The organism is Achromobacter sp. Marseille-Q0513, assembly GCF_018195695.1.
Taxonomy (GTDB): Bacteria; Pseudomonadota; Gammaproteobacteria; order Burkholderiales; family Burkholderiaceae_B; genus Achromobacter.
This window is the reverse complement of record NZ_JAGTJY010000057.1, coordinates 1-14,240: the sequence shown is the minus strand read 5'-3', so window position 1 is coordinate 14,240 and position 14,240 is coordinate 1. Positions and strand designations below refer to the sequence as shown.

General features: G+C 69.1%; 10 protein-coding genes and 2 riboswitches. Of the genes, 6 read left to right on the top strand and 4 right to left on the bottom strand.

Annotation, left to right across the window (positions count from 1 at the left end):
- The first annotated feature begins 81 nt into the window (after window positions 1–81).
- Window positions 82–176, top strand: a riboswitch (glycine riboswitch).
- A gap of 29 nt (window positions 177–205) precedes the next feature.
- Window positions 206–340, top strand: a riboswitch (glycine riboswitch).
- A gap of 80 nt (window positions 341–420) precedes the next feature.
- The 6 genes from gcvT (at window position 421) to KDH83_RS13985 (ending at window position 8,132) form a co-directional block, all read left to right on the top strand.
- The gene (gene gcvT, locus KDH83_RS14010) at window positions 421–1,521 is read left to right on the top strand and encodes a glycine cleavage system aminomethyltransferase GcvT (RefSeq protein ID WP_212316723.1); all 1,101 of its coding nucleotides are present in this window, start codon (window positions 421–423) and stop codon (window positions 1,519–1,521) included.
- Between the two features lie 87 nt (window positions 1,522–1,608).
- Window positions 1,609–1,986, top strand: coding sequence for a glycine cleavage system protein GcvH (gcvH, locus tag KDH83_RS14005; RefSeq protein ID WP_212316721.1), 378 nt, complete (start codon window positions 1,609–1,611; stop codon window positions 1,984–1,986).
- Window positions 1,987–2,077: 91 nt separating this feature from the next.
- Entirely contained in the window at window positions 2,078–4,951 is a 2,874-nt protein-coding gene (gene gcvP, locus KDH83_RS14000; protein WP_212316719.1) for an aminomethyl-transferring glycine dehydrogenase, read from the top strand.
- Between the two features lie 152 nt (window positions 4,952–5,103).
- On the top strand, window positions 5,104–5,742 hold the full coding sequence (locus KDH83_RS13995) for a LysE family transporter (protein WP_212316717.1): 639 nt from the start codon (window positions 5,104–5,106) through the stop codon (window positions 5,740–5,742).
- Window positions 5,743–5,757: 15 nt separating this feature from the next.
- Window positions 5,758–7,155, top strand: a complete 1,398-nt coding sequence (locus KDH83_RS13990) for a DUF308 domain-containing protein (RefSeq protein ID WP_212316709.1) — start codon at window positions 5,758–5,760, stop codon at window positions 7,153–7,155.
- Window positions 7,152–8,132 carry a DUF4105 domain-containing protein gene (locus KDH83_RS13985; protein WP_212316707.1) on the top strand — a complete coding sequence of 327 codons (981 nt, stop codon included), beginning with the start codon at window positions 7,152–7,154 and terminating at the stop codon, window positions 8,130–8,132. Before KDH83_RS13990 ends, KDH83_RS13985 begins: the two co-directional genes overlap by 4 nt.
- Window positions 8,133–8,261: 129 nt before the next feature.
- Here KDH83_RS13985 and KDH83_RS13980 read toward each other — a convergent pair whose 3' ends face one another.
- The 4 genes from KDH83_RS13980 to KDH83_RS13965 all read right to left on the bottom strand — a co-directional run.
- On the bottom strand, window positions 8,262–10,229 hold the full coding sequence (locus KDH83_RS13980; protein ID WP_212316705.1) for a DUF945 family protein: 1,968 nt from the start codon (window positions 10,227–10,229) through the stop codon (window positions 8,262–8,264).
- A gap of 224 nt (window positions 10,230–10,453) precedes the next feature.
- Window positions 10,454–11,929 (bottom strand): M81 family metallopeptidase, encoded by a 1,476-nt coding sequence (locus KDH83_RS13975; RefSeq protein ID WP_212316702.1) that lies wholly within the window; start codon window positions 11,927–11,929, stop codon window positions 10,454–10,456.
- 100 nt (window positions 11,930–12,029) lie between these two features.
- Window positions 12,030–13,439, bottom strand: coding sequence for an amidase (locus KDH83_RS13970; protein WP_212316700.1), 1,410 nt, complete (start codon window positions 13,437–13,439; stop codon window positions 12,030–12,032).
- A gap of 136 nt (window positions 13,440–13,575) precedes the next feature.
- Window positions 13,576–14,240: ATP-binding cassette domain-containing protein (locus tag KDH83_RS13965; RefSeq protein ID WP_212316698.1), on the bottom strand; the 665-nt coding region annotated here is incomplete at its 5' end.

The following is a 14,240-nucleotide window of genomic DNA, read 5'->3' as shown; positions in this document are numbered from 1 at the left end:
GCGCCTCCGAACGGCGCGCGGACGGCCGGGTTTCCTCGCTTTCCGGCGCCCGGGGTTTCGATGTATGCTTGCGCCGCTGTCATGCATGTTGCGGGAGAGAGCGGCCATCAAGCTGGCCGCCGCCGAAGGCGCAATTCGCCCGGAATCGCTCAGGTAACCCATACCGTCCATGCTTGCCCTGTCCCGGTTTTCGGTCGACGCGGCAAAACAGCACTCTGGAGAGACCTGGCGCCGCGCCTTTCAGGCCGTCCCGAATGGGGACGTAGCGGGCAGCCCAGGCGCCGAAGGTGCACACCCGCCACGCGGGGCAACTCTCAGGCAAAAGGACAGAGGGGCGGAAGATTCAGCCGTGCCGTGGACGCGTGTCCGCTGGCGGCTTTCCGCAACCCTGGCAACGCTGCCGCTCCGGAGTTCCCGCGCATGTCCGCAACCCTCAAACGCACCCCGCTGGCCGACAAACACATCGCTTCCGGCGCCCGAATGGTCGACTTCGGCGGCTGGGACATGCCGCTGGCCTACGGCTCGCAGCTGGAAGAGCACCACGCCGTGCGCCAGGACGCCGGCATGTTCGACGTCTCGCACATGCTCAACGTCGATGTGACGGGCCCGGACGCCTTCGCCTTCCTGCAGCGCCTGGTCGCCAATGACGTGGCCAAGCTGACCGTGCCGGGCAAGGCGCTGTACAGCTGCATGCTCAATCCGCAGGGCGGCGTGATCGACGACCTGATCATCTATTTCTTCGCCGCCGATCAGTGGCGCGTCGTGGTCAATGCCGGCACCGCCGACAAGGACATCGCCTGGATGCAGCGCGTCCGGCAGTCCGGCAAGTTCGACGTGGCCATCGCGCCGCGCCGCGACCTGGCCATGATCGCCGTGCAGGGCCCCAACGCCCGCGCCAAGGTCTGGGCCGCGCGTCCGGCCTGGCAGGCCGCCAGCGAACCGCTGACGCCCTTCGTGGCCGCCCAGGTGGGCGACGATACGCTGGTGGCCCGCACCGGCTACACCGGCGAGGACGGCTTCGAGATCGTGCTGCCCGCCACGCAGGCCGTCGCGCTGTGGCGCGACCTGGCTGCGCAGGGCGTGCGTCCCTGCGGCCTGGGCGCGCGCGACACGCTGCGCCTGGAAGCCGGCATGAACCTCTACGGCCAGGACATGGACGAGCTGATCCAGCCCGACCAGGCCGGCCTGACCTGGACGGTATCCCTTAAGAACGCCGAGCGCCGCTTCATCGGCCGCGACGCGCTGGAACAATTCGCCACCCCGGCCGCCTTCCTCGGCCTGAAGCTGCAGGAACGCGGCGTGATGCGCGCCCACATGGCCGTGCGCGCCAAGCAGGGCGCGGGCGAGCTGACCAGCGGCACCATGTCGCCCACCCTGGGCGTGTCCATCGGCTTCGCCCGCCTGCCCGTGGGCGTGGTTCCCGGCGACACGGTCGAGGTGGACATCCGCGGCAAATGGGTGCCCGCCCTGGTCTGCAAGCTGCCGTTTGTCCGTAACGGCAAAGCCGTCGAACACTCGTAAACTCGAAGCTTCGCGCGCGCCGGCCGGCAGGCCCGCGCGCGAGGCGCGCAATCCTTTTTCCCCATCCGAATAGCCCCAGGAGTTCCCATGAGCCTGCCCACCGATCGCAAGTACACCGAGTCCCATGAATGGGTCAAAGCCGAAGGCGACGTGTTCGTCGTCGGCATCACCGACACCGCCCAGGACCAGCTGGGCGACCTGGTCTTCGTCGGCGACGTCAAGGTCGGCGCCAAGCTGGCCGCTGGCGAAACCGCCGGCGTGGTCGAGTCGGTCAAGGCCGCCTCCGACATCTACGCGCCCGTGGCCGGCGAGATCGTCGCCTTCAACGAAGAGCTGGAAAGCAATCCCAACCTGATCAACGAGTCGGCCTTCACCGCCTGGATCTTCAAGATCAAGCCGGACAACGCCGCCGATGCGGACAAGCTGCTGGACGCCGCCGGCTACGAAGCCGTCGCCAACGGCTAAGCCCGTCCCGCGCGGGCCGGCGGCTGCCGCCGCCCGCCCGCGCGCTGCCATACCGATCGTCCCCGACGCTCACGCACCCGAGATCCTCCCCATGTCGCGCGCCCTAGACACCCACACCGACTTCATTCCCCGCCACATCGGCCCCTCCGACGCCGACCAGGCCGCCATGCTCGCCGTGATCGGCAGCCCCAGCCTGGACGCGCTGATCGAAGAAGTCGTGCCGCCCAAGATCCGCAGCCAGGCCCCGCTGGCGCTGCCGCCCTCGCGCAGCGAAACCGACGTGCTGGCCGAGCTCAAGCAGGTCGCCGGGCGCAACAAGGTCTACCGCAGCTACATCGGCCAGGGTTACTACGGCACGCAGACGCCCAACGTGGTGTTGCGCAACATTCTTGAGAATCCCGCCTGGTACACGGCCTACACGCCTTACCAGCCCGAGATCTCGCAGGGCCGCCTGGAGGCCCTGCTGAACTACCAGACCATGGTCGCCGACCTGACCGGGCTGGACATCTCCAACGCCTCGCTGCTGGACGAGAGCACGGCCGCCGCCGAAGCCATGACGCTGGCCCGCCGCAGCGCCAAGTCCAAGAGCCCGGTGTTCTTCATCTCGCGCCACGTGCACCCGCAGACCATCGAGGTCGTGCGCACCCGCGCCGAGGGCCTGGACATCGAGATCGCCGTGGGCGACGAGGCCGAAGGCCTGCCGGAATGCTTCGGCGTGCTGCTGCAATACCCGCACAGCACCGGCTCGGTGGCCGACTACCGCAAGCTGGCCGACGCCGCCCACGCGCAGGGCGCGGTGGTGGCCGTGGCCACGGACCTGCTGGCGCTGGCCGTGCTGGCTGCGCCGGGCGAGTGGGGCGCCGACATCGCCGTGGGCTCGGCCCAGCGTTTCGGCGTGCCGTTCGGTTTCGGCGGCCCGCATGCCGGCTTCATGGCCTGCAAGGACGCCTACAAGCGCAACATGGCCGGCCGCCTGGTCGGCGTGTCCAAGGACGCGCAGGGCAACCCGGCCATGCGCCTGGCGCTGCAAACGCGCGAGCAGCACATCCGCCGCGAAAAGGCCACTTCCAACATCTGCACCGCGCAGGTGCTGCTGGCCGTGATGGCCGGCATGTACGCCGTGTGGCACGGCCCGGCCGGCATCCGCCGCATCGCCAACCGCGTCAACCGCTACACCGCGATCCTGCGCGCCGAGCTGGTCAAGCTGGGCGTGAAGGTCGCCAACGACAGCTTCTTCGACACGCTGCTGCTGGAAACCGGCGCGGCCACGCCCGCCATCCTGACCGCGGCCGACTGCGCCCACGTCAACCTGCGCCGCGTCGACGGCGCGCGCCTGGCCATCTCGCTGGACGAGACCGTCACCGCCGCCGACCTGCAGGCCCTGGTCAACGTGTTCGCCTCCGGCCTGGAACGCGATGACGTCGAGCTGGACATCGACGCGCTCGACGCCGCGGCCGCCAGCGGCATCCCCGCCGCCGTGGCCCGCGAAAGCGCCATCCTGGTGCACCCGGTGTTCTCCAGCGTGCAGTCGGAAACCGACATGCTGCGCTACCTGCGCAAGCTGGCCGACAAGGACCTGGCGCTGGACCGCACCATGATCCCGCTGGGCTCGTGCACCATGAAGCTGAACGCCACGGCCGAGATGATCCCCATCACCTGGCCCGAGTTCGCGCTGATCCACCCCTTCGCGCCCGCCTCGCAGAGCCAGGGCTACAAGGAACTGATCGACCGCCTGTCGGCCGCGCTGTGCGAGATCACCGGCTACGACAACATCAGCCTGCAGCCGAACTCCGGCGCGCAGGGCGAGTACGCCGGCCTGCTGGCGATCCGCGGCTACCACCAGGCCAACGGCCAGCATCAGCGCAACGTCTGCCTGATCCCCTCGTCGGCGCACGGCACCAACCCCGCGTCGGCCCAGCTGGCCGGCATGGACGTGGTGGTGGTGGCCTCCGACGCCAACGGCAACGTCGACCTGCCCGACCTGCGCGCCAAGATCGAACAGGTCGGCGACAAGCTGGCCGCGCTGATGATCACCTACCCGTCCACGCACGGCGTGTTCGAGGAAGCCGTGACCGAGATCTGCGAACTGGTGCACCAGGCCGGCGGCCAGGTCTACCTGGACGGCGCCAACATGAACGCCATGGTGGGCGTGGCCCAGCCCGGCAAGTTCGGTTCCGACGTCTCGCACCTGAACCTGCACAAGACCTTCTGCATCCCTCACGGCGGCGGCGGCCCGGGCGTGGGCCCGGTGGCGGTGCGCGCGCACCTGGCCCCGTACCTGCCGGGCGTGGTCAATGAGCAGGGCAAGCTGCCCGGCGAGGCCAAGGTCGGCCCGGTCTCGGCCGCGCCCTTCGGTTCGGCCGGCATCCTGCCGATCCCGTTCGTGTACATCTCGCTGATGGGCGCCGACGGCCTGCGCCGCGCCACCGAAGTCGCGATCCTGAACGCGAACTACGTCGCCACCCGCCTGCGCGACCACTATCCGGTGCTGTACGCGGGTCGCAACGGCCGCGTGGCGCACGAGTGCATCCTGGACGTGCGTCCGCTCAAGGAAACCAGCGGCATCAGCGCCGAGGACATCGCCAAGCGCCTGATGGACTACGGCTTCCACGCGCCCACCATGAGCTTCCCGGTGGCCGGCACGCTGATGGTCGAGCCGACCGAATCGGAAGGCCAGGCCGAGCTGGACCGCTTCGTCGACGCCATGATCTCGATCCGCGAGGAAATCGCCCAGGTCGAGCGCGGCGAACGCGACCGCGAGGACAACGTCCTGAAGAACGCGCCGCACACCGCGCAGATGCTGCTGGCCGAAGAGTGGCTGCACGACTACCCGCGCCAGCAGGCCGCCTACCCGGTGGCCTCGCTGCGCGACGGCAAGTACTGGCCGCCCGTGGCCCGCGTCGACAACGCTTACGGCGACCGTAACCTGGTCTGCGCCTGCCTGCCGGTCGAAGCCTACGCCTGAGGCGCATGACGGCCGCGCCGGAAGGCGGGGCCGTTGTGCCGGCGGGAGGAAAACCCTGGTTCCTGGAACCAGGGTTTTTTTTATCGCGCCCGTGGGGATGTGCAAGAATCAGGCGTGCGCGCGGCGTGGTCGCGCGGGGGGAGGAGATCCTGATGAATACGCCTGCTTTCATTCTGGCCATCCTGGGCGCGCTGTGGCTGGGCGCGATGCTGCCCGGCCCGAGCTTCGTCATCGTCGCGCGCAGCGCCATCGGCCAGTCGCGCCTGGACGGCCTGGCCTCGGCGCTGGGCATGGGCATCGGCGGCATCCTGTTCGCCAGCCTGGCGCTGGCCGGACTCTATTCCGTGCTGCAGACCGTCGAATGGCTGTACCTGGGCCTGAAGCTCGCCGGCGGCGCGTACCTGCTCCATGTGTCGTACAAGATCTGGCGCGGCGCGAGCCAGCCCTTCGCGCTGCCCGGCGCCGTGGCGGCGCGGCCCGGCAGCGCGCGCAAGTCGTTCTGGACGGGACTGGCCACCCAGATGAGCAATCCCAAGACCGCCATCTGGTACGGCAGCATTTTCGCGGCCCTGTTGCCGCAGCAGCCGCCGGCCTGGGTGTATTTCGCCTTGCCGCCGCTGGTGTTCCTGGTCGAGTTCGGCTGGTATGCCATCGTCGCGCTGTGCTTCTCGGCCCAGGGGCCGAGGGCCGTCTACCTGCGCGCGAAGAAATGGGTGGACCGGCTCGCCGCCTGCGCCATGGCCGCGCTGGGCCTGCGCCTGATCCTGACCGCTCGCAAGAGCGGCCTCTGACGCGGCGTCACGGGCATGGGAAATCTGGTTCTATTGCTGCTGGGCGTCGATTACCTGCGCAAGCGCGCGCTCGGGCTGGCCGTCGCTGGCTGGCTGTTCCTGGTTGCCGGCGCGGTGGTGTTCATCGACGCGCTGGACGGGGTGCTGTATTTCCCCCTGGACGGCTTTGCCGCGCTGATCGTGATCGAGGGGCTGGCGACGCTGGCCATCGCCAAGTCAGGCGTCGGCGGCCAGCGCGTGCTGCGCTATGTGAAGGGCCTGTTCGTGCTGACGGCTGGCGTGCTGGTCCTGGCGGGCGATCAACACGGGCATTTCGTGCTGTCGATGATCTTCGGCCTGCTGTTCCTGGTCGATGGCCTGATGCAGTGCATCGCCGCCTACGTGGTGCGCTACGCGCGCTGGCGCTATGTGTTCGCCTCGGGCGTGGCCGAGATCCTGCTGGCGATCTTCTTCTTCCAGCCCTATCCCACGCACTACGTGGGCACCGTGCCGTATTGCGTGGGGCTGTTCCTGGCCTTCTCCGGCTTCAAGCTGCTGGTGCTGGCGCGCCGCGTCCGCACGCTGGGGGCCAATCCCGGGCTGGTCGTCAACGCGCGGCCGGACTTCATGCCGACCGCGTCCGCCGGCCCGGCGCAGACCGTGTTCGACGGCCCGCCGCTGGAATCGGAGCGCGCCCTGACCGTGCACGTCTGGACCCCGTCCGGCTCGGCCAAGGCGCAGACGCGCAACTACCTGATGCTGAACCGCTACATCGCGGCCGTGGACGTCAATGGCGTCATCTCCACGGGGCACGCGGCGCTGGAATCGCCTGAAGGCGTGTATGTGAGCCTGTACCCGGCGCAGGAGATCGACCGCTCCCCCGAACAGTTCGGCGCCCTGCTGCGCGCCACGGCCGAGAACGACGTGCCGGGCGTGTTCCAGCCCGACTACGCCACGGAATCGCAGGCCTGGTGCCCGTCCACCACGCAGGTGCGCATCCGCAACTACGACGCGGCCAGGCTGCAGGCGTTCTGGGACGCCTACCGGCAGGATGCCACCTACAACCTGACGCATCGCAACTGTTCCAGCTCGGTATCGCGCGCGCTGGAGGCGGCGCTGGACGGCGTGGTCGGCCGGCTGCACGGCCCGCAGGCCGGTTGGCGCGTGCTGCTGCGGCTGCTGCTGACGCCGGAATTGTGGGTGGCCTCGCAGATCCGCAAGCGCGCGCTCACCATGGCCTGGACGCCGGGCCTGACGCTGGACTACGCGCGCGCGCTCAGCATGCTGGCCGATCCCAGGCCGTTCGGCTGGTGGAAGATGTCGCAGGCCGCGCTGCGGCTGATCGGGCAGCGGCGCGCGGCCTGGCGCAGCCAGGACCGCGAGGCCCAGGCGCGCAACGCGCAAGAGACGCCCTCGTCGCAAGGCGCGCAATGATCCTCGCCGTCCTGGCCGGTGCGGCGATCGTGGCGGCGGCGGGGTGGGGCGCGGGCGCGCTGTGGTTCCAGTCGCCTCGCGGCGGCGCGTGGCGCGCGCTGTCCGTGGCGTGCTGGCTGGCGCTGGCCGGCGCGGCGCTGCTGGGCCTGGCGCTGGAACATACCGCGCCGCTCTGGCTGTTCGGCGCCGCGCTGCTCGGCCTGCTGGCCTGGTGGCGGCTGGGCGTGCGGCCGTCCAATGCGCGCAGCTGGATGCCGGAGGTGGCGCGGACGACGCGCGGCGACATCGACGGCGACAGGGTCACGCTGCACGATGTGCGCGACTTCGACTGGCGCACGCGCAGCGACTACGACGTGCGCTGGCGCACCGAGACCTACGATCTGTCGCGCCTGGAATCGGTGGACGTCGCGCTGTCCTATTGGGGCAAGCCGGCGATCGCCCATGCCCTGGTGTCCTTCGGTTTCAACGACGGCCGCCATGTGGTGTTCTCGGTCGAGGTACGTCGCAAGCTGGGCGATACGTTCTCCGAGATCGGCGGTTTCTTCCGTCAGTACGAGCTGTCGGTGCTGGCGTCCACCGAAGCGGACAGCCTGCGCGTGCGCACGAATGTGCGCGGCGAGGACGGCTACCTGTACCGCGTGCACATGCCCGAGGGCGCGCCGCGCGCGCTGTTCCTGGCCTATGTCGAGACGGCCAACGGGCTGGCGCGCCAGCCGCGCTTCTACAACACGCTGACGGCCAACTGCATCACCATCGTGTACCAGCTGGCCCGGCGCATCGTGCCGGGGCTGCCGATGGACTACCGGCTGCTGCTGTCCGGCTACCTGCCCGAATACCTGTACCGCATCGGCGCGCTGCGCGGGGCGGACAGCGCGCGGGCCTACCGCCAGGCCGGCCGCTATACCGACCGCGCGCGCGCCACGGCGGACGCGGCGCAGTTCTCGCGCAATATCCGCAAGGGCGTGCCCGGCGAATGAGTAAGGTTCCCTGCCGAGTGCGCTGACTGCCCCCGGGTGGGGCATTTTTCATCTTGGGACGGCCCCGGAGATGAAAAAAGCCCCCGCCAGTTTCCTGGCAGGGGCTTTCGATGAGCGTGGCTCGGATGCTTACTTGCCCGCGCCCTTGCTCACCATGGCCGAGAAGTCCTCGGCGATGCTGATGAAGGTGTTCAGCAGGATCTGCAGGTTTTCCTTGCCGATCGCGCCTTCCGCGTTCACGTCCATCTGCAGCACGGCCTGGTTCTTCTCGTCCAGGTAGGCGCGGCTCCAGCGGTATTCCTTGTTCCAGGCGTTGATGGCCTTCAGGGATACCGGCTTCTTGGCGCTGTACGTGGCGGTGATGACCAGGTCGTAGCACTTCTCGGTGAAGTCGTTGCACAGCAGTTCCACGCGCAGGTCGGCCGCGCCGGTGCCGCTGGGATCCAGCACCAGCACCGGGCCTTCGTCGCCTTCCGAACGGCGCGGCGAGTAGCCCATGTCGTCCAGCATGGAGGTGACCACGTCGACGTTGAAGTCCTGCATCTGCTCGCCGGAGGAGGCGGTGTCGCCGCCCTGGCTGGTGGCGCCGACGGCGGGTTCGGATTCGTCGTCGTCATCCATGCTGTCGTGCGAGCCGGCCGCGTCCAGCAGGCCGCTGAACAGCTCGTCCGCCGGAATCTTCTTGCCGTTCAGGTCGCCCATGCCGTCGGAGAAGTGGAACTTGCCGACGATGTTGTCGCCGTCGTTCTTGCCGACGTTGAACATCTCGGCCATGCCCGCCATGCTGCGGACCTGTTCCTCGGCTTCGCTGGCGGCCTTGTCGGCGGCCTTGCCTTCGGCCTTGACCATGTACTGCGCGACCAGGTCTTGCATCATGGGCTTGGACACGACCAGGTTGGCATCGATGCGCTTGATGGCCTGGACCAGGATCTCCTGCGGCGTCAGGTCCTTGATGTTGGCGGGGCTGGCCAGGTCCAGCGCGAAGGTCAGCTTGCTCTCGCCCTTGGCGGTCTTCCAGCTGATCGGGTCCATGCTGAACGTGGGCTTGGCGGCCAGCAGCTTGGTGGCGGTGTCGATCAGCGTCTGCACCTGCTCGTCCTTCAGGCCCTCGTCGCTGGCGCCGGCCACGGCCTGGCGCACCATCTGGTTGTAGGTGTCGGCCAGTTGCTTGACCAAGGCGCCGTCCAGATTGCCCAGCTTGATCACGGCCTGGCCGCTGCCGAAGGCCACGTCATCGACGGTCAGGCCGCCGAGCTTGTAGGCGGCCTGCATGGCGATGTTCTTGTCGTCTTCGGTCAGCTTGACGGTGTAGCCGAAGTCGTCGAGCGCGACCTTCAGCTCGTCCTGGGGCTTGACCATCTCGATGTGCTTGATCTGCACGCCCGAGTCGCCCATCGACAGGCCGAACTTGCCCATCAGGGTGTTCACGTCGATGGACAGGCCGGACATGGCCATCTTGAACTTGTCGCGCTCGCGCTCGGCCTTCAGGCCGTCCACGCCGATGGTGTCGATCACGCCGCGCGCGACCACCGCCTGCTTGGCGTGGTCGTAGGTGCCGTCGATCTTCATGCCGCTGAAATCGAGGCTGATGCCGTCGCGGCTGAACTTGACCGGCGCGATCTGCGCCGTGCTGGCGCCGTGGCCGCCGTAGGCGACGATGGCGTCGGCCGTCAGCGGGGCCGCGTCCTTGGTCAGCTCGAACACCGGCTTGACCAGGTCCGTCTTGGCCATCGCCGCCTGGACGTAGGCCAGCTTGGGCGCGAAGGCGCCGCGCGCCAGCGCGCCCTTGGGGAAGGGGCCGTGCTCGATGGTGGCGTCGAACTCGACCATGCCGTCGGGCAGGACGTCCAGGCTCTTGTCGTTCTTCAGGAGCGACAGGCCATAGCGCGCCTGCGTCGAGAACAGGCCGCGCTCGTACTTGATCTGGTCGATGCGCAGGCCGAACAGCGGCGTGACCTTGGCCAGCTTCTCGTTGACCTCGGCCAGGCGGCGCTGCGAGCTTTCCTCGATGCGCTTGCCCGTGTACCAGGTCGCGCCGACCCAGCTACCCGCTCCCACTATGACCACGCCCAGGGTGATCGCTATGCTCTTTTTCATCGTTCTGCTTTTATGTCGTTGATTGTCGAGTCATGCCCTTACGCTGCCGCCGATGAGCCGCCAGGAGGCGAGGGCTCCGCGAAGCCGTTGATTCATCAGGGCGTAAGGACCCGCGGGCGAGTATACCGAGGCTGTCCGTCCGGCGAGGGCGCGCGCCGTTACCGAAGATTTCAAAATGAAAACCGGCGCGGGTGCGCCGGCGATATTGTCGACAAAATAACGACTTATAGCGGGTCCAGCGGGTAGATCGGGCGCCGCACCCGCTTGAATTCCAGTTGCCCGTAGTCCGAGGTGGTCACGCCGACGCCGGTGCATTCGATGATGTCGGTGGCCATGTCGGAGAAGCCCGCGCGCCAGTGGACCCGGCTCTTGAGCGCCACGTAGCGTTTCTGCAGCGGGTCGATGCCGGCCGACAGCAGGCAATTGACGTCGAAGGGCTCCTGGTGGCGCGATACCACCACGATCTCCACGCTGCCGGTGTCGATGACCACGGTCAGGCCGGTATCGTTGCGCACGCCGCGGTACATGGGGCCGCGGTTCAGGTAGACGCCGTCAAAGACCAGCTTCACGCGGCCGGAGATCTCCAGCGGCGCGCTGGCCTGGCGGATGGCGGGCATGGCGACCTTGCCGCCCAGCTTGATGCGGATCTGGCTGCCGACGCCGGCCGCCGCCGCCTCGCGCGCGGCCTGCGGATCGCAGATGGCGTAGAACACGGCGTTGTCCAGGCCCTGGCGCAGCATCTCGGCCAGCACCGCCGTGGTGTCCATGGTGCCGCCCGAGCCGGTGTTGTCGTAATGGTCCAGCAGGACCACGGGACCCTGTGTCACCGCCTTGGCGCGGGTAATGGCGGCTTCCAGCGGTTCCGGATGGAACACCCAGTCGGCGCGGGCGTTCCAGGCGCGCTCCAGCAGTTCATCACGCCATTGTTCGGCCTCGTCCGCCTTGCCGTCGGTACAGACCACGGCGCTCAGGCCCGCTTCGCGGATGTCGGCATGCGGGAAACCGACGAACACCGACGCCGCCAGCACGCCTTGCGCTTCCAGCGCGATGCAGCGTTCCTGCAGCGATTTGTTGGGCTCGGCGTGCGTGCCCTGGCGCATCACGTGCGGCAGCATGGGCTTGTTGCCCCAGCGCATGACGGGCTTGATCTCGCCCTTGAGCGTGCGCACGATGACATTGGCCGCGCGCAGCCCGGCGGCGTGGATGTCCACGTGCGGATAGGTATGGAAGCCGCTGATGACGGTGGCGTGCTTGACGATGTCGTCGTAGATGTTGGCGTGCATGTCCAGCGTCACCGCCACCGGCGTCGTCGGGTCGATCTCGCGCAGGCGGCGCAGCAGGTCGCCTTCGGCGTCTTCCACGCCCTCGGCCACCATGGCGCCGTGCAGGTCCAGCAGGATGGCGTCGAAGCCGCCGCGCTCGACCTCGTCCAGCACCAGCCGGCACAGGCGTTCGTGCGTCTCGGCGCTGGCCGGCCCGCTGGGCCAGGATTCGGCGGCGACCGGCAGCACGATCTCGGCGCCCTCGCGGCGCGCCACCTCGATGTAGCCGCCCAGGCCGCTGTCGGTGTTCTCATAGGCCTGGATGGCGCGTTCGCCCGCCAGGATTTCGGGATTGCCGCGGAAGAAGCGTTCCAGCGGCGTGGGCACGGGCGAATACGTGTTCGTCTCGTGCTTGATCATTGCCAATAGCCAGCGCATGGGTCGTCCTGTTGGTTGCCCGGGCTTGTTGCCCGAAGTGTGCGGGGAAAGCGCCCGGACGCCTCGCGGGCGTCCGGGAATCAAGGCGTAGCGCCCGCCGTCAGGCGCTCTTGGGCGGCTGCGGCCAGGCGCGCTGCGCGGGGCGCATGCGTTCCCAGGCCCGCGCCACGCGCAGCACGCCCAGGTCGTCGAAGCGCGCGCCGGCGATCTGCAGGCCGATGGGCAGGCCGGCCTTGGTATAGCCGCAGTTCACCGAGGCCGCCGGCTGCTCGCTCATGTTGTAGGGCAGCGTGAAGCCGATGTGATGCATGGTGGTGGCGACCTCGTTGGTGGGCGAGGGCCATTCGGCGTTGTAGGCCACCACGGGCGCCACCGGCGACAGCACGTAGTCGTACGGCGCGCAGGCGGCAACGGTGCGCGCGCGCACGTTGACGGTTTCGTAGTAGCTGCGGAACACGGCCTCGCCGCTCTGGCCGCCGCCGCTTTCCGCCCAGGCGCGGATGAAGGGCAGGATCTTGCCGCGACGTTCCTCGGACAGCGCCGCCAGGTCGATGGCCGAGCGGGTGCGCCAGAAGCGGTCCACGCCGTCCAGCATGGCGGGCGTCATCCAGGGCTTCATGGGTTCGACGATGGCGCCGGCCGCCTCGAACAGGCGCGCGGCGGCCTGCACGGCGTCCAGGATCTCGGGATCCACGGGCAGGCCGCAGCCGGCGTCCAGCAGCAGGCCGATGCGCACACCGCGCAGGTCCATGTCCAGGTTGAGCCAGTCGATATCCTGGTAGGGCAGGCTCATATGGTCGCGCGCGTCGGGCTGCGATAGCACGCCCATCATCAGCGCGGTATCGGTCACGGTGCGCGTCATGGGACCGGCGCAGCGGCCCATGAAGGGCGGGTCGATGGGAATGCGGCCCAGGCTGGGCTTGAGCGTGGCGATGCCGCACCAGGCGGCGGGCAGGCGCACCGAGCCGCCGATGTCGGTGCCGATGTGCAGCGGGCCGTAGCCGGCCGCGGCGGCCGCGCCGGCGCCGGCGCTGGAGCCGCCGGGATTCTTGCCCAGGTCCCAGGGATTGCGGGTCAGCTCGTGGAAGCTGGACAGGCCGGACGACAGCATGCCGTAGTCCGGCATGGTGGTCTTGCCCAGCACCACGGCGCCTGCCTCGCGCATGCGAGCCGCCGGCGGCGCGTCCGCGCTGGCGGGCGTCAGGTCGGTGGCCGCGGTGCCCAGCGGCACCGGCACGCCGCGCGTGGCGATGTTTTCCTTGATGGTGGCGGGCACGCCATCCAGCGTGTAGCCGCCGGCCGACAACGGCTCGCCCTTCAGCCAGCGCGCCTCGGATTCACGGGCAGCGGCCAGCGCGCCTTCGGGATCCAGCGCGTAGGTGGCTTTCAGGCTGGGTTCCCAGCGCTCGATGTGCGCCAGCACGGCGCGGGTGGCTTCGACGGGGGACAGGGTCTTGGCGCGGTAGGCGACAAGCAGTTCCTGGGCGGAGAGTTCATGCGGCTGCTGCATGGCGGTTCCTGGTGGTCGGTTCCTGAAGGGGGGAGATGAGCCTTTGTGTATGGCCGGCCTCTGCGTGCCGGCTCGGGATGCGGATGCGATGGGGCGCGGCGCGGGCGCCGTGGCCGGCTCCCGCGCGCGAGCGGCTTCAGCCCGCCGGGGCCTGCGCCGGATGGCCGGCGGCGACCGGCCTGAAGTTGCGGAAGTCCCAGTCGCGGCCGGGCGCCGCGTCGATCAGCGCGCGCGTGTACTCGTGGCGCGGTTCGGTCAGCACGGTCTCGGCGCTGCCGGTCTCGACGACCTTGCCGCGCTGCATGACGATGATGGTGTCGCAGATCTGCGCCGCCACGCGCAGGTCGTGGGTGATGAAGAGCACGCCCACGCCGGTGCGCTGGCGCACCTGCTCCAGCAGCTCCAGCACCTGCGCCTGCACCGAGACGTCCAGCGCGGACACGGCCTCGTCGGCGACCAGGATCTCGGGATCCATGACCAGCGCGCGCGCGATGCAGATGCGCTGACGCTGACCGCCGGAGAACTGGTGCGGATAGCGCCGCATGGCGTCCGGGCTCAGGCCCACCACCGACAGCGTTTCGCCGGCGCGCTGCAGCGCCTGTTCGCGCGGCACGCCGAAGTTGAGCAGGCCCTCGATGATGGACTCGCCCACGGTGCGGCGCGGGTTGAGCGAGCGGTAGGGGTCCTGGAACACGATCTGGATGCGCCGCCGCACCGGCCGCAGCGCGGCGCCGGACAGCGTGCTCAGGTCTTCGCCGCCCATCATCATGTGGCCGGCGGTGGGCTCGATCAGGCGCACGA

What these genes read in the sequence shown, in the direction of transcription:
- gcvT (WP_212316723.1), top strand. Translation starts at nt 421, where the DNA reads ATGTCCGCAACCCTCAAACGCACCCCGCTGGCCGACAAACACATCGCT.
- gcvH (WP_212316721.1), top strand. Translation starts at nt 1,609, where the DNA reads ATGAGCCTGCCCACCGATCGCAAGTACACCGAGTCCCATGAATGGGTC.
- gcvP (WP_212316719.1), top strand. Translation starts at nt 2,078, where the DNA reads ATGTCGCGCGCCCTAGACACCCACACCGACTTCATTCCCCGCCACATC.
- KDH83_RS13995 (WP_212316717.1), top strand. Translation starts at nt 5,104, where the DNA reads ATGAATACGCCTGCTTTCATTCTGGCCATCCTGGGCGCGCTGTGGCTG.
- KDH83_RS13990 (WP_212316709.1), top strand. Translation starts at nt 5,758, where the DNA reads ATGGGAAATCTGGTTCTATTGCTGCTGGGCGTCGATTACCTGCGCAAG.
- KDH83_RS13985 (WP_212316707.1), top strand. Translation starts at nt 7,152, where the DNA reads ATGATCCTCGCCGTCCTGGCCGGTGCGGCGATCGTGGCGGCGGCGGGG.
- KDH83_RS13980 (WP_212316705.1), bottom strand. Translation starts at nt 10,229, where the DNA reads ATGAAAAAGAGCATAGCGATCACCCTGGGCGTGGTCATAGTGGGAGCG.
- KDH83_RS13975 (WP_212316702.1), bottom strand. Translation starts at nt 11,929, where the DNA reads ATGCGCTGGCTATTGGCAATGATCAAGCACGAGACGAACACGTATTCG.
- KDH83_RS13970 (WP_212316700.1), bottom strand. Translation starts at nt 13,439, where the DNA reads ATGCAGCAGCCGCATGAACTCTCCGCCCAGGAACTGCTTGTCGCCTAC.